This window comes from Gelidibacter sp., from assembly GCF_039916245.1.
Classification (GTDB): domain Bacteria; phylum Bacteroidota; class Bacteroidia; order Flavobacteriales; family Flavobacteriaceae; genus Gelidibacter.
In genome coordinates this window covers 14,804-35,357 of the sequence record NZ_JBDSLS010000152.1, presented here as the reverse complement: position 1 = coordinate 35,357, position 20,554 = coordinate 14,804, and the positions used below count along the sequence as shown (strand labels likewise).

The following is a 20,554-nucleotide window of genomic DNA, read 5'->3' as shown; positions in this document are numbered from 1 at the left end:
ACCTTTTATTAAAATAATTTTAAAATTTCTTAAGGGTAAATCATTTTTTGCGCATCATAGGTGTAAATAAGTCAAGCATATTTTGAAAAAGATTATCATTACATATTTAAACGATTCTGTTTCCAATGAAGATTTGGAGCTTTTGAAGCGGTGGCTCCAAAAACCAAAGAACCAAAAGAAATTCAAGGAACTTGTACGGGTCAACCATGAATTGAACAGCTTGAATGGTCATGTGGATGCGGAAAAAGCCTATCAGAACGTCCTCAGGCAAATCAATCGCAGTAAAGGTTCTGGTGGCTTTCTAAACCTCTTGAAATATGCGGCCATATTTGTTGGGGTTTCCATTATCGGCTATGGCATTTATCAGCGTACCGCTGATGTGGTGCACTTGCCAAGTGAAACACAAATTGTTTTACAATTGGAAGATGGGACGATTCAAATCGTTAATGAAGGTCAAAATGCCGTCATAAACAATGCCTCAGGACATAAAGTATCTGAGCAAAAAGATCACGAGTTGGTTTATGTTCAGGATTCTACAGAAACAGTTCTTCGCTATAACACCTTAAAAGTGCCTTACGGAAAAACTTTTGGCATTACCTTGTCTGACGGGTCTAAAGTCACATTGAATGCGGGCTCAGAACTTAGGTATCCAGTTCAGTTTATTGCCAATGAAAAAAATCGCACAGTGTACTTAAACGGTGAGGCTTTTTTTGATGTTGTCAGAAATAAAGAGCATCCATTTATAGTCAATACACAAGATATGGATGTCGAAGTTTTAGGAACACTTTTCAATGTGTCGGCTTATAAAGATGATCATAAAACCTTTACCGTATTGGTAGAAGGAAAAGTGGCAGCACATAACAAATTGTCTGCTCAGGATTCTAAAGTCTTAGAGCCTAATCAAAAAGTGTTTTTTAATGGTGATCAATTGGAATTAATCCCAGTAAACGTTCGAAAATATGTGGCATGGGTACAAGGACAATTGGTATTTGTAGATGATCCTTTTGTCGTGATCGAGAATAAATTAGAACGCAAATATAATGTAACGTTCAATAACACTTATAGTGCCCTGGATGACATCAACATTACAGCGACCTTTAAAAGTGAAACTATTGATCAAGTTTTAAAAACATTTCAGACCTATATAGAGTTTGATTATAATATAAAGAATGGTGTAGTAACGATTACCAAACCGAAATAAGATGAGATTCCTCCCGATAGCTATGGGATTAGTAGAAACATTATAAGATTCCCACCTACGTGGGAATGAGAAAAAAAGGAAGATGCGCCAACACCTTCCTCAGTATTAATTAGTGATTCAACCGTTTGTTAACCAATTAAATCGATGTAAACTTATGAAAAAACAACGAATTAAAAATGTGCTTTCGTGCATTTTGAACCAATCCCATCTGAAGATGAAATTTTCTCTCCTCTTTTTGTTTGTCAGTCTGTTGCAAGTTAATGCCTCTAATAGTTATGGCCAAAACCAGAAAGTAACGTTGAATGAAGATGCCGTTTCAATGACGCAAATATTTCAACAAATCGAAGATCAAACCGATCTGCATTTTTTCTACAATACTAAGGACTTGGATGTTCGACAAAAAGTGTCCGTCAATGCTGATAATCTTAGGGTTATGGAATTGTTGTCGCAGTTGTTTCAAAATAAGGGGATGACCTATCAAATTTTGGGCAATCAAATCGTATTGAAAAAAGCAGGTGCTCCACTAGAGCCTTCTGTAACGGCTCAAGTTATTCAAGAACGTGAGTTTAATGGTATTATCATTGATGAAACGGGGATGCCTATGGCGGGCGTTACCGTGGTTCTTGAAGGCACTCATGCTGGGACTGTTTCCAATTATAATGGGGAATATTTCATAAAAGTGCCAGGTAATGGCCAAGTTTTGGTTTTCTCTTCATTAGGATATCAAACCCAACGTATTACTCTAGGAGATAGCACAATTGTTGATGTGGTTATGAAAGAAGATTTTAGCCAGTTGGATGAAGTGGTATTGATCGGTTACGGCGAGCAAAAACGTGAAGACGTTACAGGAGCGGTATCTTCTTTAAAAACAGAAAACATTGTACAAGCTGCTACCGGAAGTGTTGGTTTTGACCGCGCCCTGGGTGGTTTGGTAAAAGGTGTGCAAGTGTCCCAAGGTACTGGACGTCCAGGATCTCCCGTGCGTTTGAATATTAGAGGGGTGACCTCGCCTTTTTCTTCTGCAGGTTTGAACCAACCTTTATATGTTATTGATGGGATACCTTTTAATATTGATGGTGCAGGTGCTTCAAATGCCTTGTTAACCTTGAATCCTGCCGACATTGAAAGTTTTGATGTTTTAAAGGATGCTGCTGCAACCTCCATTTATGGATCTCGTGGTGCGAATGGTGTGATCATTATTAATACCAAAAAAGGAAAACGTAACCAAGCGGCCTCCATAAATTTATCTTATGCTACCACTTTGGCGCAACCTATTAATACAGTCAAAGTTTTGGACGCTAATCAATATCGTAATTTTTATGATCTGATGATCGGAAACAGTGTGGATGCCATGAACGCTGGTCAATTAGATCCTTTCTTTGCTTTTGATTTGGATAATATAGGCAATGTTGAACTTGATTTTGATACATTCATGGTCAATTATGGTGGTTTGCGTGAAGAATATTTTGGAAAGGCAAATACCAATTGGAACAAGGAAGTTTTCAGAAGTTTAGCCATAACCAAACAAGCTAACGTGAGTGTTGCGGGTGGTAGTGAAAAAACCAACTATGCATTGAGCTTAGGGTTTGTTGATCAAGATGGTTTGACTGTAAGAGATGGCTTAAAACAATATACTTTGGGCATGTCCTTGGATACCGATGTGGCCAAACGTGTAAAAGTGGGTGGATCGATTAATATAGGTCATACAGAGTCAAATTCTGGAGAAGATGATTTGTTTGGAGAGTATACCATCAATACCTCGATTGCACGTGCACGTCCTGACTTACCTGTGTACGATGCCAACGGACAGTTATTGGCGCAGCCAGATTATGCTTACGGATTTGAAACTTTGGAGCCGAGTCCATTATTGCGTTTGCAAAACAAAACCAATAACAAAAATTACAACTTTATTGGAAATTCCTATATAGAAATTGAGCCAGTAAAACATTTGAAAGTTAAAGCAGATGTCAACGCCGCTGTTTTTTATACCGACAATAGTTCATTTATTCCAAAAAGAACACAAACCTATTTTGGCGCTCCAAACGAATCTTATTTGAACGAATCAAATACGATGGTGTCTAATATCACTAGTAATTTGCAAGCCAACTATGACTTAACACTGTCTGCTAATCACCATTTTAATTTTATGGTGGGTGCCGCTTGGGATCGAACTAATCTGGAGAGAAGTAGCCAGTTTTACGCAGGATTTCCAGATGACTATGTTCTTATTAACGGTTCTTCTGCCGAATCTGTTCAGGCTTATAGCAGCAACCGAGTGGAAAATGGGATGAACTCTCTGTTCTCTCGTGTGACTTACCGTTACAGAAATCTATACAATGCAACGCTCAATTATAGAACGGATGCGTCTTCAAAATTTGGCCCAAGCAACCAACGTGCTAGTTTTCCATCGTTGTCTGTGAGCTGGAATATTGCCAATGAAGAATTTCTTGCAAAGAATGAAACGGTCAACGTCTTAAAATTAAGAGCAAGTGCAGGACGTGTTGGTTCTACTAACATCTCTGATTTTGCATACTTACAGTTTTTAAAATCAGACTCCAATGATCTTTATCAAGGGAATTCTGCACTAGTATTTAGCAATAACTTTCCTAATAAAAATGTGGGTTGGGAAGAAACTGAGGAAATTAACCTCGGTTTGGATTTTGAATTTTTCAAATCGCGTTTAAGAGGTGGTGTGGATGTCTATAGCAGAAAGACTAAAGGAGGCTTGGTTCCTACGCCAATTCCTTATGAGTTGGGTTCTACTTTGTATTATGCAAACTTTGTAGATGTGAGCAATAGAGGTGTGGAAGTAAGTTTGGGTGGAGATATCATCAAAACTGAAGATTTCTTGTGGACTGCCAATGTCAATTTTTCAATTAACAGAAACAAATTAGATAAACTAAATGGTTCTAACATCAACCCATACCAATTAGATTATTTTGTTGAAGGTCAACCGGTCGGAACCATTAAAGGTTATAAAGTGACCAAAATTTTCCAATCACAAGATGAAGTTGATGCCCTAAACGATGCATCTCCAACGGGAGTTTACGATCAATTCTCAACGGGAGCTGGTGATTATATGTATGCAGATACTAATGGTGATGGACGCATTACTGTTGACGACCGCGAGATTATCGGTAATATTGAACCTGATTATTTTGGAGGAATCTCAAATACCTTCACCTACAAAAGCTTTAGTTTGTCAGCATTGCTACAGTACTCTGTTGGTGCTGAATCGCTTTGGGATGCTATTCCAAGGGGAACTTTCAACCAATTGGGAGAAAACAAATACAGTGAGTATGCATTGAACACCTGGACACCAGAAACTCCTAACGCTCGTTATGCAAGAGCACTTTATTTTGATCCTTCTGCAAGTGGACGTATTTCAGACAGATATATGTATGACACTTCATATTTGAGATTAAAAAGTTTACAGTTGAGCTACAATTTCAATCCGCAACTCATGAAAAAAATCGGAGTTAGCGATGCGAAATTAATGCTTACAGGAACCAACTTATTGACATGGACCAAATGGCCAGGTATTGATCCTGAAACTTTTTCAGAAAGAGGTGGCATCATTGACCAAGTGAATAACGAAGATCCGTATCCATTGGCTAAATCATTCTCTGTAGGTGTTCAACTTCAATTCTAAAAAAACATATCTAAATGAAAACATATAGCACATTATTAAAATCAATCCTCTGCTTGTCAATCATCGTCTTGGCTACGAGTTGTAGCATTGATGATATCAAGCCTATCAATCAATTGACTGAAGAAAATGCAGTTAGAGATGCCGCCTCAGCGCAGTCCGTTCTTAATGGCGTTTATGATTTGGGTCGTGAATTTGACGTCAGTAACTTCCCGCTGTATTTAGCAGCTTATGGAAATGAAGGACGCATTGTTGGAAACGGCTTGTCGGGTTATCAGGGTTTTAACACCAATGAAGTGCCTGTTCAAAACATATATTTGACCAACCTTTACAATGGATTGTACAAAATCATAAATTTGAGCAATTTCTTGATTCAAGAATTGGAAGCAGGAAAAGCCATTGATATATCTGATTCGCGTAAAGCAGAAATGATTTCTGAAGCCAAATTTCAACGCGCGTTTACCTATTTTAACTTATTGCGTTATTTTGGACAGTTCTACGATATTAACTCCCCCTATGGTGTGGTTGTAAGAACCGAATTTGCTAATGAGATCGTCGCACAACCAAGAAATTCCGTAAAAGAAGTTTACGCACAGATCCAATCTGATTTACAATATGCCTCCGAAAATGGGCCTGTTTATGTGGATCATTATTATTCTGGTAGTTTAGCCGCAAAAGCATTATTGGCTAAAGTAGAATTGTACTTAGGCAATTTTGACACGGCTGCAACACTTGCAGAAGAAGTGATCAATAATGGCGAAGGTTATGCCTTGGAAGCTAATTATGGAAGTATTTTCATGAACAGTTTTAACTCTTCAGAAGTTATTTTCGCACCATTCTCCGGAAAAGGTGCTGAAGGAGGAAGCCAAATGGGTTTGATCAACAGAACAACTTTTAGTGAAAGCTTAAGAAGTTTAGCTGATGCTCAAGTGGGAACTTCTAACGATGGCGATCTATTTGAAGAAGGCTCTGGTTATGATCCACGTTTTAGTTATGCTTATTCTGATGATACTCAAGGTGTAAATACGCAAGGTAAATATCCGTTTGGAACGACTTCGGGAGGACAAAACAATACCATTTACCACTTGCGTTTAGGAGAGTTCTATTTGATTCACGCTGAAGCGGAAGCAAGACGTGTTGGAGGAGATCTTGAGGCGGCCTTAGAGAGTTTAAATACGATCAGATTGCGGGCAGGCGTAGCTGAGAAAACGCTTTCAAATAAGACTACTTTGCTAGAAGACATTCGTCAGGAAAAACTTTTGGAATTGTTTTTTGAAAATGGCGAGCCATGGTTTGATGTTGTTCGTTATGATATCTTAGGCAATCTTAGTGCGTCAACCATTAAGTCGACTTTGACTTCTAAAGATAAATTTATATTGCCAATGACTTCTCAGGTAAGGATTGGTAATACTAACATCGTCCAAAATCCTGGATATTAATAAATAAGAATAATACAGATGAGAAATTTAGTAGTAATTGCAATGATCGTGTTGTTTGCTTCTTGTAAGCAAGAACCACATGTTCCTAAAGATTATGCCGTGATTCACGGTACTATCAAGAATGTAAATGACAGTATTAGTCTTCGTCTTTACAATCCTGAAACTTCAAAATCAGTAATTATTGAAGTGGACAAAAACGGAAACTTTAGAGACACTTTAAAGTTGGATAAGCCAACCTCGTACAATGCTGTTTATAACAACATCTTTGTGATGTATCTTAAAAATGACATGGATCTTCAAGTGGATTTTGATTCCGAAAAAATTCAGGAAACCATCACTTTTAAAGGAAAGGGCGAAGATGAAAACAACTTTTTAAAATTTAAGTCTAAGCATGTAGCAGGACTTTTTGGAGAAGATTATAAAGAGTACTTAGGCTTGAATGCCGAAGATTTCAATACGACGACCCACAAGTTTTTAAAAGATTTTAATACAGAATTGGATAAGAAAGCAAATGTTCTAGACTCCGCTTTTGTAGCCAAAGAAAGAGCAGACATAGAGGAATTTAAAATCAACATGGAAGGACAACACCAAGAGCAATTGGAAATCAATGCCAAGTTGGGCCAAGGGAAGCCTTCTCCTGATTTTAAAAATTATACCAATTACAATGGTGGTAAAAGTTCTTTAGCCGATTATAGAGGCAGCTATGTATATATTGACGTTTGGGCAACTTGGTGTGTGCCTTGTATTTATGAAATTCCATTTTTGGCCAAAGTTGAAAAGCAATATGAAGGCAAAAACATCAAATTTTTGAGTATTTCTGCTGATCAGCCTAAAGATGAACAGAAATGGCGTAAAATGATCAAGGACAAAAACATGCACGGCATCCAGTTAATGGCTGATAATGCGACAGAATCACAGTTCTTTGCGGATTATTACATCTATGGCATTCCACGTTTTATCCTGTTGGATCCACAAGGTAATATTGTTGCTTACGATGCACCAAGACCTTCAGAAGAAAAGTTGAAAGACCTTCTTAACAGTTTAGATATTTAAAAATTTTGAGATTAGTAGTAATACTTTAATTTGAATTAGCCTTCGATAAAGTAGTAAAAGGGTCATTCATTTTGGATGACCTTTTTTGAGTCTAATTTTATATTCCCAATTCCAGCAATTAATTGAAATAAACCTACCGATTTTATTTAGATTATAGAATGTTTTTATAAAAACCGTTTTACTTTAACTAGGAAACGCTTTTAAGAATGTATGTTAGACTGCCAATTATATAGTAAGAACCAAATTATGGCCTCCATATTCAAATCAGGTTAATTTCTAACTTGTTTATACTTTTCAGTCAAGGGCTAGATTTTAAATCAAAACTCGAATAATTATTTTGTTGCGACTAAATCTCGTAAATTTCATCACTTTATAAAAAAGTCTTATAAACCATTGCTTTACTATATGAAAAAACTATTGCTTTTATTCCTTCTGGGTGCTTCACATTTAGGCAGCGCACAAATGAAGGTTGATGATGTTAAAACGTTTACTTTAAAAAACGGAATGAAATTTTTAGTTGTTGAGGATTTTTCCATTCCCAATGCTAATATGTATTTGTTTTACAAAGTGGGCAGCCGTAATGAATATCAAGGCATTACGGGCTTATCCCATTTTTTTGAACATATGATGTTTAATGGCGCCAAAAAATATGGTCCTAAAATGTTCGATCAAACTATGGAGTTCAATGGCGGTTCCAATAATGCCTATACAACTTCAGACGTAACAGTTTATACGGACTGGTTCCCAGCTTCAGCAGCCGAGGTCATGTTCGATCTGGAAAGTGATCGTATTGCCAATTTGAGCATCGATCCTTCCATGGTAGAAAGTGAGCGCGGCGTGGTGTTAAGCGAGCGCAGAACCGGCCTTGAGAATTCCCCTTGGAGACAGTTGTTTGAAACAGTTCAGGCTACCGCCTTTCAGGAACATCCGTACCATTGGCCAGTGATTGGTTATGAGGATGACATGAAAAATTGGACCCAAGCTGATTTGGAACGCTATTTCAAGACGTATTATGCGCCAAACAATGCTGTGGTGATCGTTTCGGGAGCACTTAAATTTGACAAGGTAAAAGCCTTGGCCGAAAAATATTTGGAACCTATTCCTTCACAGCCAGAACCACCAAAAGTGCATATCGTTGAACCGAAACAAACAGGAGAGCGTCGCATTACAGAGCAGAGAGATGTCGCCACGCCTTATCTTCTGATTTCATACCATACACCAGAAACCAAAAATGAAGATTATTATGCGCTCAGTATGTTGAGTTCAATTTTGGGTAATGGGCAGTCCTCGCGATTATATTCAGAATTGGTGGATAAACAACAATTGGCCACACAAGTATTTACATCTTTTGATACTTCATTCGACCCTAGCTTGTTTTCTATTGGAGCAGTTGCAAATAGAAATGTAAATGAGTCTGATTTGGAAAAGGCAATTTATATCGAAATCGATAAAATAATAACAGACGGCATCAGTTCAACTGAGCTTCAGAAAGTTAAGAATCAGAAATTAATGGAGTTTTACAGCCAGACGGAAACGATCAATGGAAAATCCAATACGCTTGGTACCTACGAAGTCTTTTTCGGGGATTATAATAAAATGTTCAGTGCTCCTGAAAACTATAATAAAGTTACGGTAAAGGATATTCAAGATGTTGCTAAAAAATATTTTTCAAAAAGCAATAGGACTGTGGGAGTTTTAAAATCAAATGTTGAAAATTAAGGTAGAAATCTGATGAAAAAAGTAATTCTAATTATAATAGTACTGCTGGCAACTCCGGCAATTATAGTGGCACAAGCATTTCAATTGCCTAATTACACGAGCTTTACATTGCCTAATGGTCTTGTCGTTAATTTGATGGAACAGCATGAAGTTCCTGTAATTGCACTTAATGTGATCCTTCCTGCGGGAGCTATATACGATGGCGAAAAGGCTGGTTTAGCCTCTTTTACTGCCGATGCGCTTAAATTGGGTACAAAGAATTATACCAAAACGCAATTGGATGAAGCGCTGGATTTTGTTGGTGCCAACATCAATACCACGGCGCGCAAGGAATATGCTTCCCTAAACGCAAAATTTGCAGCCAAGGACTCAAAGGAAATATTGAACATTGTTAAAGACATCTTGCTTTATCCTACGTTTGACGCAGCAGAATTTGAGAAGGAAAAAAATCGCGCGCTTGTTGGTTTAGAACGACAAAAGGAAAGCCCAAGAAGCATCATTCCTTCCTATTTTGACCAATTGATCTATGGCAATCACGTTTATGGCAATATCCCTCAAGGGACTGTAGCAACCGTAGGCGCCTTAAAAGCTTCAGATTTAAAGGAGTTTTACAGTGCCAATTATTCCCCAAATGGTTCAGCGATAAGCATTGTGGGCGATTTTTCCAGTAGGGAAATGAAAACCATGATTACCAAATTGTTTTCCGAATGGAAAAAATCGGCAATCCCAAAAGTCAACTTGGCCTCAAAACCACTTCCTGTTTTTTCGGAATCAAGGGTATTATTGGTAAACAAGGACGATGCAAAGGAAACAACATTCTATATTGGATCGCCAGGCATTAGCAGAAATAATCCAGAATTTGTAGATATCTCCATTATCAACACCCTATTTGGTGGCCGATTTACCTCCATGTTAAACGATGAATTAAGAGTTAATTCTGGGTTAACCTATGGTGCCAATAGCAGGTTTGATGCGTTGAAATACGGCGGGTCCTTTACGATTTCGACATTTACGGCAAACGAAACGACCGAGCCAGCCATTGACAAAGCCTTGGAGGTCTTAAATACACTGCATAGCAAAGGTTTGGATGAGCAATCGTTAGCTTCGGCCAAAAATTATGTAAAAGGACAATTTCCACCTAAATATGAAACGGCTACACAGCTTTCGGTGCTTTTAGGAGAAATGTTTTGGTATGATTTGGATAAATCCTTTATCAACAATTTTCAAAAAACGGTTGATGCCTTGGATCTGAAAAAAGCCAATCAAATTATTGAAACCTATTTCCCGAAGGATAAACTACAGATTGTCTTAATTGGAAAAGCCTCAGAAATAAAAAAGATTGCTGAAAAATATGGAAAAGTAATTGAGACAGAAATCAATACTTATCCGAAAATGTAATCCACGGCACTTAAGTGTTATCTAATAACTCCCAGAAAAAACAAGACCTAAATGAGGTTGTCAGTGTTTTGTTTGGGAGTTGTTTTTTATATGTGGGCTACGGCATCTTCATGTTGGCATAAACCCGATGCGCTGCAGGCATGATGACATCTGCTTTTTGATAGTAACATCAAGATCTTCAGACGTGTAGAAATCATGGATAAAAAAGCTTCCAACAACCAGCAATAAGCCAATAGAAGCACTAATAATTGGTGCTAATTTAGAATTCATGACACTATGGATTTAAGAGAATGATACCTCATTTAAGGGTGCATCTCTTAAATCAATAGAATGTCATCATCTTTTGAAAATTATTTTTCGGAAGTAGCGTATTTTTTGCCTAATTCGGTCAACATTTCAGCGCTCATTTTTTTGAGATCGAACTGATGGTTCCAGTTCCAATCTTTTCTGGCAAGACTGTCATCAATTGATTTTGGCCATGTATCGGCAATCTGCTGTCTGAAATCCGGATTATAGGTAATGGTAAAATCCTTGATGTGATTTTTAATTTCAGCAGCGATGTCTTTAGGTGTAAAACTCATGGCGGCCAAGTTATAAGATGATCTAATAGATAATGATTCAGCAGGTGCATCCATAATTTGAATGGTCGCATCAATGGCGTCATCCATAAACATCATTGGCAATTCGGTGTTTTCTGATAGGAAACTTTCATATTTTCCATCAGTGATGGCTTTGTGATAAATTTCAACAGCATAATCTGTGGTGCCGCCTCCTGGCATGGTTTTCCAGCTAATGATTCCCGGATAGCGGATACTGCGCACGTCAACACCGTATTTATCATAATAATATTCGCACCAACGTTCGCCCACTTGTTTGGTCATCCCATAAACTGTTGTAGGCTCCATAACGGTGTGCTGAGGTGTATTATCTTTAGGAGTGGTTGGTCCAAAAACGGCAATACTTGATGGCCAGAATACTTTACTTATAAATTTAGCCTTCGCAAGATTTAAAACATGAAATAAGGAATTCATATTCAAGTCCCAAGCTTTCATAGGGTACTTTTCTCCCGTAGCACTTAACATAGCGGCCATTAAATAAACGGTGTCGATCTGATGTTTTTCTACACAAAGCAAGATTGAACCGTAATCTTGTGCGTCAACAATTTCAAAAATTCCTGAATTGACTAAGTCAAGATTGTTATAATTGATGTCTGATGCGATAACATTTTCATCGCCATGAATGCTTCGTAATTTAAGCGTTAATTCAGAGCCAATTTGGCCACCTGCGCCAATAATTAGAATTTTTTGAGCCATTGTTGATAGATTTGAAGGCAAAAGTACAAAGTTTTTTGATGAAGATTATCCTGTTTTATGGAATGAATTTATGATTCATATAATGTCATGTTTAACTAAAACCTCTCAAAAGTAGATCATTGTATAATTTTTACACGGACTGTTACGTGAAAATTGAGTTTTTACACACTTTTCAAAAATTAAAAATCCCGGTAAATCTAGTTATTGTCCTGATAATCAGATTTCTAGAGGTCTGCTTCATGCTGATCGCTGCAATGGCATGTTTATTTCTTATTAGATAATAACACAACAAACAAATAACAGTTAAACAATAAAATTTAAAAGATTATGAAAAAGGTAGTTTTATCAGTAGCAATCGTATTAGGAGGATTATCAACTTATGCAACTTCAGCATTCGCAATGAATACAACAGATGCCATAATGATAACCATAAATCAAGAATATAAAGAAATTAAAGTAGATGCACTTCCACAAGCTGTGAGAGATGCTTTGGCAGCAGATTTTCCAACTGCCACGCTTGATAAAGCTTATGTAAATGATGCGCAAGAGTATAAATTGGACATTACTGTTGATGGCGCGAAGTCATCCGTATACGCTGACAAGGACGGAAACTGGATTGAAAAGGAATAAGTTCCATCGATTATAGTAGTATAACATATCTCAAATAAACATTTAAAACATATAACATCATGAAAAAAGTAATTTTAACAGCAGCAATCGTATTGGGAGGACTATCAACCTATGCCACATCAGCATTTGCAATCAAACAAACCGATGAAATAGTGGTAGCCGTACAGGACGATTATAAGGAAATAAAAACCACAGCGCTTCCAAAAGCTGTAAAAGATGCATTGGCAGCCGATTTTCAGACCGCGACTCTTAATAAAGCTTATGTCAACCATAAGCAAGAATATAAATTAGAGATTACCGTTGATGGAGCGGCATCAACGGTGTACGCTGATAAGGATGGACACTGGATTAAAAAAGACTAAGAATCCACTTTATTTAAGCAGAAAAAGGACGTTTTTATAGAACGTCCTTTTTTTTTATGTTTTTTTTAGAAGGTTTACTGAGTTTAACTTGATATTTTTGTAAAAATGAACAAGCTATGAGCGCGATTTTGTTGGTTGAAGATGATGTCAGTTTTTCTGAAATGTTACGACGTTTTTTGGAGCGCCATCAGCATGAGGTTACCTTAGCTTACACCCTTGAAGATGCCAAAACGAAAGTTAAGAATTCGACTTTTGATTTGGTGTTTACTGATCTCCGACTTCCTGATGGCGATGGGATTGCATTATTGAACCATATTAAAACCAAGGACGCTTCTGTTCCTGTGGTTCTGATGACAGGTTACGCCGAAGTTTCCACCGCTGTTAAAGCCATGAAAGATGGTGCTTTTGATTATATCTCTAAACCATTTAATCCGGAAGAGGTATTGCAGGTCGTGAAAAATGCGTTGAACGAAAAACATCAAACAAAAACACCACAAGACCCAACACCTTCCACACCAAAAAATCAATCTAAAGCTGAGGCAGGGTTTGTAACTGGGATTAGCGCCGCCTCAAAGGTGTTGTATGATCATATTAATCTGGTGGCACCTACAAACATGTCGGTTTTGATTTCAGGCGAAAGTGGAACAGGTAAGGAAGTGGTCGCTAAAGCCATTCATTTAAAAAGCTCGAGAAAAAATAAGCCTTTTATTGCGGTCGACTGTGGCGCCATTCCAAAGGAAATAGCGGCTAGCGAATTTTTTGGACATAAAAAAGGCTCTTTTACAGGAGCCATCAATGATAAAATAGGCCATTTTGAAGCCGCCAACGGTGGTACCTTATTTTTGGATGAGGTGGGGAATTTAACTTACGAAAACCAAATTCAATTATTGCGAGCACTTCAGGAGAGACGTGTCAAACCTATCGGAAGTAATGACGAAATTGAAGTCGATATTCGATTGTTGACGGCGACTAATGAGGATTTACTGAAAGCCGTGGAGCAAGGCGATTTTAGAGAAGATTTATACCACCGATTGAATGAGTTTTTTATCAAAGTTCCTAATTTGCAAGAACGCCGGGATGATCTTATTCTTTATGCCGATTTCTTTTTGGAAAATGCCAATCAGCAATTGAACAAATCCATCATCGGTTTTTCTCCAGAAGTTTTAAAAATATTCCAAACCTATTCTTGGCCAGGGAATTTGCGTGAGCTTTCCAACGTTATCAAACGTGCCACTTTATTGACCACTGGTCATGTAATTCAAAAGGAAGTGCTTCCCCATGAATTGTCTGCTGCACCTATAAAAGAAGTAACGCCACCTTCTTTTTCTGCAAAAACGAATGAGAAGGAGTTGATCTTAAAAGTCCTTCAAGAGGCCAACAACAATAAAACCCAAGCGGCAAAATTGCTTAATTTTTCCCGAAAAACACTTTACAACAAACTCAAGGAGTATGATTTGGAGTGATATAAGCTTCCATGTCCTCACAAAAAGCCGTGAGCTTAATTTCTAACGCTTCTAAAAGTTGATTGTCCACAACAGGGCTCTGCTCTAATATTTCTAGGTGAGGCACCACAGTAGTGGCTTTTAATTGCTTAAACATCGTGAGCATGCGATGACTCAGGTCCTTGATGGTTTGCAGGTCGTTTTGCTGTTGCGCCAATTTTAACTCGGCCATGTGTTTTTTGGTGTCTTTTAAAAATAATTCTAAAAGCGATTTTAAAGCCTCTTCATCATAATTTAAAAATCCGGCGATGGAATTGGTGTCAAAATAGTCGGATCGGAAAGTTGTTTTTTTATGATCTTCTTCAGGTTGTGTGATGCTTTCTGGAAATAATTCACTTAAAATATCAAACCAAATGTGGGCTTCAAAAGGTTTGTAAACCACTTTTGAGAAGCCACTGTTGAGATATTCTTCCGTATCAATATCCTTTCTGCCCGTCATGGCAATAATGGGTTGCTGTTTATAAAATGGTAATTGTTTTACGGTTTCCATAAAATGAAAACCATTCATTTTTGGCAATTGAATGTCGGTAATGATCACGTCATAAGACAGGTTTTCCAATGCGGAAAGTGCTGCTTTGGCATCTTCAAAGGCATGAGTGGTCACTTCATGTTGCTCTAAAATATCAACGATGAGTTGGCGCAGTGACACATCATCATCCACCACGACGGCTTTTAATTTGAAATTTGCGTTGGATGGTGTGACTGCTTTAATCTCCAAAGGTTGATCAGAAAGCTTTACCGGAAAAAAGAATTCAAAACTGCTTCCTTTTCCAGGTGCGCTCTCTAAAGTCAATTGACCTTTTAATAAATTCACTAGTTTTTTTGAAATCGCTAATCCCAGACCAAAACCGGAATTTTTGGCATTACTGATTTCGTTAACTTGGGTAAAGGCATTAAAAATATCGTGTTGTTTCTCTTTACTAATGCCAATACCTGTATCGGAAACGTTTATGACGGCACTATAAGCTCTGTTTTTTACCTGCAATTTAGTGCTGACGGTAATACTGCCTTTATCAGTGAATTTATAGGCATTGCCGATAAGATTGTATAAAATTTGTTTCACTCGGAAAGGATCGGAGGCAATCGTAATGTCAAGCGCTGGGTCTTGATTTATGATGAGTTCAATAGGTTTGTCGGCGTAAATGGCCTTAATGTTTTCAGTGGTTTCATCCACAAGACTATTGAGGCAGAAAGGCACCATCTCAATTGTAATATGACCATCTTCCAATTTGGAAAACTCTAAGAGGTCATCCACTAATTGACTCATATAACTGGAAGCATTTTTAATATGGTCCAAATAGTTTTCCTCTTTGCTGTTTTGCGCGGTTTTGTGCAGCAATTCACTATAGCCAGAAATGGTGCTCAATGGCGATCGTAAATCATGACTGACCATATTGATCAATTGCTCCCTGCTTTTTAATAGGGAGTTGGTGTAGGCATTGGATTTTTCAAGTTCATCGCGATACTCCTGACTTTTCCAAAAATCATTTAAAATGATAAATGAAAAAATGGTGACCAAAATAAAACTGACAATGGCCGACAATGAAATGATCGTCGTGCCTCTATCCAGTGCTTTTTGACGTTGGGTAATGATACTTTGAGAAGAGGCGACCATCTCACGTTCCAATGTGCGAAGCAGATTTCTTAATTGACGAGAGGTTGTCAAATCGTTTTCCACCAGTTCGCGCTCCTTAAGCATCAAGGATTGCTTTTGCGCAGCGAAATCTTTTTGAATTTTATTGAGCATGTTGCGTGAAGTGGTCACGATGGAGTCAATTTCCTTTTGATCGACTTCGTTTACAGGATCTTTTGTTTTGACTTCATTTAAATAGGTCACCCAATCCTCTAAGACCTCTTTGGTCTTGGGATCCATTCCCTTCGGATTTTCCACAAGATCTTCTAAGGTCGATTTTCCTAAAATAGGATCAATAGTCTTTAGTTTGTTAATGGTTTGTTCGATGGAGTTTTCAGAGCTGCTTGTGTTTTTAAGACGTCTCAACTCATTCAGGTCTTGTTGTTTTTTGTCGAAAATTACTTTCACACTATCTAAAAGTGCCTTTTGATAAGGATTGTTCACTAAAACCATCAAGGTGTCAATAGTGGTAATAAGACTATCATTTTGCGAAATATAGGCACTAAATTTTTCGTCCGTATTCATCTGAAGCGCTGCTCTGGCCAAGCTTTCATTCTCATAAATATCGGCCACCAAACCACTTATTTTTATGAGTTTATGACGTTCTTTGAGGTCGTCAGTTTGGGTAGCGGTAAAATTGCCCAATTCAGAAAACACCAGCCATCCTGAAATTGCCGCTAATATCCCCAGTGCGATATAGCCAAAAAGAACCTTGAAAGTGATTTTTCTGTTAGATGATTTCATAAACACATTTAAAACTTGGGCCAAGATAAAAAATGTGTTTCAATCGCATTGCCCCTAAAACTATTTTGTGTTGAATTAAATTTAGTTGAATGAGATCAATAATTGAAAAGCTAATAAATGAAGATAACTTTAGTTTATTTACCTTTGAACGCTAATCATCTATTTTCAAATGTCTTTGTGGTATGAAACAACTCTTGTTATTAAGTATCTTAATTTTTATTGGTTGTAAATCTGAGCCAAAGGTTGAAGACCTACCTTCTGAAAATCAGGAAAACGCCTTTGCTGTTACTGCAGAGGATATTGAAAAACTCAACTATACAGATTATATTTTGAGTCCCGATAGTGAACAGGCTATTAGGGATTGGCAAAAATATCAGGATTTACAAGTTAATATTGAGCTTTTAAAGAAGGCAAACCTTTCGTTTTTTAAGGTCGAGAAGAAAATCATGCAAGAGTTTATTAACGAATTAAAAGCAGGCCAGCCTGAAAGCGTTAACACACCAGCAATACGCTCACGAATGACGGTTTTAGAAACCAATTTACTAAGGCTGCAAGACCTTGCCAATCTCGATAACATTAAGAAAAAAGAGCTATTGGAAGCCATCAAAGAATTGCTTGTCGCAGATGTCAATCTGAAACTTCAAATCAACAAAAAGTTTGAAAAGGAAGCGCAGCAGATTCAGGTGCCGGTGAAGTAGGCATTAGGGATGAGGTATTAGGGATTAGGTGTGAGGTTAAGATTGCTGATTGCAGATTGAAGATTGTTGATTACATGAACGTGCCTTCTCGGTACGGACGAATTTTTAAATGACTGCTAATCGAACACTTCAGACTAAATACTGCTGACTGAAGACTGAAGACTGCTGACTGAAAACCGTCAAAAACTCTCTTAATTTCTTGTTAATATGTAACAAAAACGAGCAACAAGCTTCTTATAATAACTATTTTTAGTCAAATTAAACACTTAAACACTATGAAAACCAATCTTAAGTACGCGTTGGCGACTACTGGTTTAGTATTTGCGACCCTTGTGGGTTGTAAAGACGAACCAAAAAAGGACACGGCAATGGCGGACGAAAAAATTCCAGGAATTGTACTCGAAAACATGGACACTTCTGTCAGTCCGAAAGACGATTTCTACAAATATGTTAATGGAAACTGGGAGAAAAACACCACGATTCCTGATGATGAAACCCGTTGGGGAGGTTTCGGCGTTTTGCGAAAGGAAACCCGTCAAGACGTCCTTAATATTGTAAATACCGCAATTGAACAGAATACTTATGCGGATGGCACGGACCAAAAGAAAGCCTTGTTGCTTTTTAAAAGTGAGTTGGATTCGGTGGCGAGAAATAATGCGGGAATTGCTCCCATTGAACCTGCATTAAAAGCGATTGCCGGCATCAAAAACCTTAATGACGTGCAAACCGTTTATGCCACAGTTGATGGCGTGAGCGCACCTTTTGCAGGCCTGGGGTCGTCAGCAAACCTTAATGACAGTAGCATGAATATGGCTTGGATCTTTCCTGGCGGACTAGGATTGCAAAGAGATTATTATTTGGATCAAGATGCGAAATCTAAGGAAATCAGACAGCAATATGTAGATCATATCACGAGAATGCTTCAGTTTATCGGTTATGATGAGGTGAAAGCAAAAGCTGCGGCAAAAAAGGTTTTAGAGATGGAAACCAAATTAGCCGAGCCAAGATTGGATAAAGTGGCGATGAGAGATGCGCGTAATTATAACAATCCGACGTCTTTTGCAGATTTACAAAAAATGACTCCTGCCATCAACTGGCAAAAATTGGTGGACGATTTAAAGATTGATAAAAAGATCGAAACTGTAAATGTCATGCAACCGAAATACATGGCTTCTTTACAAAATTTCTTAAAGCAAACGCCTATTGAAGACCTCAAAACCTTAATGGTTTGGAATACTCTAAACGATTCTGCTAGCTATTTAACTACAGAAATGGAGAAGGCAAACTGGGATTTTTATGACAAAACACTGAATGGTGTACAAAAGCAACGTCCTGCACAAGAGCGCGCCTTAGCTACTGTTGATCGTTCTGTTGGCGAGGCTATTGGAAAAGTTTATGTAGAGGCGAAATTTCCACCAGAAGCGAAAGCCAAAGCTGAAGAAATGATTGCCAACGTGATCCAAGCGTTCAAGAACAGAATCACGAAGTTAGATTGGATGACTGAGGATACTAAGAAAAAAGCAATTGAAAAATTAGATAAATTTACCGTTAAGATTGCCTATCCTGATGAGTGGGAAGACTATTCAAAACTTCAAATAAAAGAAGGTAATGGCTATGCCCAAAATATGTTGGCCGTTAGCCATTGGGCCAGAGATAAAAACTTCTCTGAAATCAATGAGCCTGTGGATCGAAAAAAATGGGGGATGGCTCCACAAACAGTAAATGCGTATTTCAATCCACGAAATAACGAAATTGTGTTTCCTGCTGCTATTTTACAGCCACCGTTCTATAATTACACCGCGGATGATGCTGTGAATTATGGTGGTATTGGCGCGGTCATTGGCCATGAAATCTCTCATGCTTTTGATGATTCTGGAGCGCGTTATGATGGCGATGGTAACTTGAAAAATTGGTGGACAGAAAAAGATTTAGAGGAATTTACCAAACGTGCTGATGCTTTAGCTGAGCAATACAGCGGTATTGAAGTATTGGACAGCGTGTACATCAACGGTAAATTTACTTTAGGTGAAAATATTGGTGATCTTGGTGGTGTTCTTGGCGCTTATGATGCTTTGCAATTGGATTTTGCGAAACACGGTCGTCCTGATAATATTGACGGATTTACACCAGAACAACGTTTCTTTATGAGCTGGGCAACCGTTTGGAGGACTTTATCCAGAGAGGATGCACTTAGAACTCAAATCAAAACCGATCCACATTCCCCAGGAATCCAGAGAGCAACACAACCTTTAAAAAATATTGATGCGTTTTACGAAGCCTTTGATATTAAAGAAGGAGATCCAATGTACTTGGCACCTGAAAAGCGTGTGAGAATTTGGTAATATTTTAAATGCTATTTTGTTTATAAAAAAAAGCAGTCTATTTTAAAATAGACTGCTTTTTCATTTAACCCTGTTTATAAGTGTTAATCCGTTCCTTTTGCACGGCTCAACAAGGCTTCCTTGCTAATTCTGGCCATATTGAAATTAGGATCAATGGCCAATGCGCGATTTAAAGTAGCGATTGCAATTTCCTGATTCGCGTCTTTATCTTCACTATAAGTCACAATTGCTTTTAGATATAATAATCCAGCTTTTAATGAGGTTTGATAAGGCTGTTGTTGTTCGTAATAGGTGCGTCGCATTTCATCCGTAACATTAGCTAAGCCGTATTCTACTTTTTCTTGTGCCCCGACTAAATCGCCAGTTTGTAACATTAAATCAGCCAATTCATACGCCAAAGTTGCACTAGGTTGTTTTTTGTAAAGGAGATTATAAAACTCCAAAGCGCGTTGGCGCTCGCCCAAAGCATTAAGAGCAATGGCTTTGATTTCTGTGTTCAAATCAGAATCAGTGGCGCTTTTTTCAATGCCGATGGTGTTTAAAGCTTCCATATTGCGACCTTCAGAAACATAGATATAAGCCAAGGTGTCTTTTCTTGCCTGACTTGGTTTAAGGACATCCAAGTGCGTCATGGCATTGATAACGCCTTGTACGTCACCTTGCTTTTTCATTTGTTGGTAATATTTTTCAAAGTGTTTTTGAAGTTCTGTTTTTGTCTGGGCAGTGATGCTTAATGAGCTCATCACGATAACAACGAGTATAAATTTTTTCATTTTCAATTGGTGTATTCTAGCCTTTAAATCAGGCCGTTATTTTAGTTAATTGCGCCAAATCTATAAAAATTAATAAAACAAACTCTTAAAAGCGTGCT

Annotated in this window: 14 protein-coding genes; 11 read left to right on the top strand and 3 right to left on the bottom strand. The window is 37.8% G+C overall.

Features of this window, described 5'->3' with window-relative positions; all coding sequences use genetic code 11:
* The first annotated feature begins 82 nt into the window (after positions 1–82).
* The 6 genes from ABIQ28_RS08030 to ABIQ28_RS08005 all read left to right on the top strand — a co-directional run bounded on the left by ABIQ28_RS08030 (position 83) and on the right by ABIQ28_RS08005 (position 10,459).
* Entirely contained in the window at positions 83–1,201 is a 1,119-nt protein-coding gene (locus ABIQ28_RS08030; RefSeq protein WP_348036372.1) for a FecR domain-containing protein, read from the top strand.
* A gap of 154 nt (positions 1,202–1,355) precedes the next feature.
* Positions 1,356–4,853, top strand: coding sequence for a TonB-dependent receptor (locus ABIQ28_RS08025; RefSeq protein ID WP_348036371.1), 3,498 nt, complete (start codon positions 1,356–1,358; stop codon positions 4,851–4,853).
* 14 nt (positions 4,854–4,867) lie between these two features.
* Positions 4,868–6,289, top strand: a complete 1,422-nt coding sequence (locus ABIQ28_RS08020; protein ID WP_348036370.1) for a RagB/SusD family nutrient uptake outer membrane protein — start codon at positions 4,868–4,870, stop codon at positions 6,287–6,289.
* 18 nt (positions 6,290–6,307) lie between these two features.
* Positions 6,308–7,342, top strand: a complete 1,035-nt coding sequence (locus ABIQ28_RS08015) for a TlpA disulfide reductase family protein (RefSeq protein ID WP_348036369.1) — start codon at positions 6,308–6,310, stop codon at positions 7,340–7,342.
* A 405-nt stretch (positions 7,343–7,747) separates the two neighbouring features.
* Positions 7,748–9,061: a pitrilysin family protein gene (locus tag ABIQ28_RS08010; protein ID WP_348036368.1), complete on the top strand. Its 1,314-nt coding sequence runs from the start codon at positions 7,748–7,750 to the stop codon at positions 9,059–9,061.
* A gap of 12 nt (positions 9,062–9,073) precedes the next feature.
* Complete coding sequence (locus ABIQ28_RS08005; RefSeq protein ID WP_348036367.1) at positions 9,074–10,459, top strand: pitrilysin family protein; 1,386 nt, start codon at positions 9,074–9,076, stop codon at positions 10,457–10,459.
* Positions 10,460–10,809: 350 nt separating this feature from the next.
* Here ABIQ28_RS08005 and ABIQ28_RS08000 read toward each other — a convergent pair whose 3' ends face one another.
* On the bottom strand, positions 10,810–11,772 hold the full coding sequence (locus ABIQ28_RS08000) for an NAD-dependent epimerase/dehydratase family protein (protein ID WP_348036366.1): 963 nt from the start codon (positions 11,770–11,772) through the stop codon (positions 10,810–10,812).
* Positions 11,773–12,099: 327 nt separating this feature from the next.
* Between ABIQ28_RS08000 and ABIQ28_RS07995 the strand changes: the two genes are divergently transcribed.
* The 3 genes from ABIQ28_RS07995 (at position 12,100) to ABIQ28_RS07985 (ending at position 14,227) form a co-directional block, all read left to right on the top strand.
* Positions 12,100–12,402 carry a hypothetical protein gene (locus tag ABIQ28_RS07995; protein WP_348036365.1) on the top strand — a complete coding sequence of 101 codons (303 nt, stop codon included), beginning with the start codon at positions 12,100–12,102 and terminating at the stop codon, positions 12,400–12,402.
* 59 nt (positions 12,403–12,461) lie between these two features.
* Entirely contained in the window at positions 12,462–12,764 is a 303-nt protein-coding gene (locus tag ABIQ28_RS07990; RefSeq protein WP_348036364.1) for a hypothetical protein, read from the top strand.
* A 116-nt stretch (positions 12,765–12,880) separates the two neighbouring features.
* Positions 12,881–14,227, top strand: a complete 1,347-nt coding sequence (locus ABIQ28_RS07985) for a sigma-54 dependent transcriptional regulator (RefSeq protein WP_348036363.1) — start codon at positions 12,881–12,883, stop codon at positions 14,225–14,227.
* On the opposite strand, the gene ABIQ28_RS07980 is transcribed toward ABIQ28_RS07985, so the two are convergent.
* On the bottom strand, positions 14,205–16,643 hold the full coding sequence (locus tag ABIQ28_RS07980) for a hybrid sensor histidine kinase/response regulator (protein ID WP_348036362.1): 2,439 nt from the start codon (positions 16,641–16,643) through the stop codon (positions 14,205–14,207). The two genes, ABIQ28_RS07985 and ABIQ28_RS07980, sit on opposite strands and share 23 nt — an antisense overlap.
* 182 nt (positions 16,644–16,825) lie before the next feature.
* Between ABIQ28_RS07980 and ABIQ28_RS07975 the strand changes: the two genes are divergently transcribed.
* Positions 16,826–17,341 (top strand): hypothetical protein, encoded by a 516-nt coding sequence (locus tag ABIQ28_RS07975; protein ID WP_348036361.1) that lies wholly within the window; start codon positions 16,826–16,828, stop codon positions 17,339–17,341.
* 275 nt (positions 17,342–17,616) lie between these two features.
* The gene (locus ABIQ28_RS07970; protein WP_348036360.1) at positions 17,617–19,683 is read left to right on the top strand and encodes a M13 family metallopeptidase; all 2,067 of its coding nucleotides are present in this window, start codon (positions 17,617–17,619) and stop codon (positions 19,681–19,683) included.
* Between the two features lie 83 nt (positions 19,684–19,766).
* On the opposite strand, the gene ABIQ28_RS07965 is transcribed toward ABIQ28_RS07970, so the two are convergent.
* Positions 19,767–20,456, bottom strand: a complete 690-nt coding sequence (locus tag ABIQ28_RS07965) for a hypothetical protein (protein ID WP_348036359.1) — start codon at positions 20,454–20,456, stop codon at positions 19,767–19,769.
* Between the last annotated feature and the right edge of the window lie 98 nt (positions 20,457–20,554).

Excerpts from the sequence above, each read along its gene's own strand:
- ABIQ28_RS07975 (WP_348036361.1), top strand. The coding sequence starts at position 16,826 with ATGAAACAACTCTTGTTATTAAGTATCTTAATTTTTATTGGTTGTAAA.
- ABIQ28_RS07965 (WP_348036359.1), bottom strand. The coding sequence starts at position 20,456 with ATGAAAAAATTTATACTCGTTGTTATCGTGATGAGCTCATTAAGCATC.
- ABIQ28_RS08010 (WP_348036368.1), top strand. The coding sequence starts at position 7,748 with ATGAAAAAACTATTGCTTTTATTCCTTCTGGGTGCTTCACATTTAGGC.
- ABIQ28_RS07980 (WP_348036362.1), bottom strand. The coding sequence starts at position 16,643 with ATGAAATCATCTAACAGAAAAATCACTTTCAAGGTTCTTTTTGGCTAT.
- ABIQ28_RS07990 (WP_348036364.1), top strand. The coding sequence starts at position 12,462 with ATGAAAAAAGTAATTTTAACAGCAGCAATCGTATTGGGAGGACTATCA.
- ABIQ28_RS08000 (WP_348036366.1), bottom strand. The coding sequence starts at position 11,772 with ATGGCTCAAAAAATTCTAATTATTGGCGCAGGTGGCCAAATTGGCTCT.
- ABIQ28_RS08015 (WP_348036369.1), top strand. The coding sequence starts at position 6,308 with ATGAGAAATTTAGTAGTAATTGCAATGATCGTGTTGTTTGCTTCTTGT.
- ABIQ28_RS07995 (WP_348036365.1), top strand. The coding sequence starts at position 12,100 with ATGAAAAAGGTAGTTTTATCAGTAGCAATCGTATTAGGAGGATTATCA.
- ABIQ28_RS08005 (WP_348036367.1), top strand. The coding sequence starts at position 9,074 with ATGAAAAAAGTAATTCTAATTATAATAGTACTGCTGGCAACTCCGGCA.
- ABIQ28_RS08025 (WP_348036371.1), top strand. The coding sequence starts at position 1,356 with ATGAAAAAACAACGAATTAAAAATGTGCTTTCGTGCATTTTGAACCAA.
- ABIQ28_RS08020 (WP_348036370.1), top strand. The coding sequence starts at position 4,868 with ATGAAAACATATAGCACATTATTAAAATCAATCCTCTGCTTGTCAATC.
- ABIQ28_RS07970 (WP_348036360.1), top strand. The coding sequence starts at position 17,617 with ATGAAAACCAATCTTAAGTACGCGTTGGCGACTACTGGTTTAGTATTT.
- ABIQ28_RS07985 (WP_348036363.1), top strand. The coding sequence starts at position 12,881 with ATGAGCGCGATTTTGTTGGTTGAAGATGATGTCAGTTTTTCTGAAATG.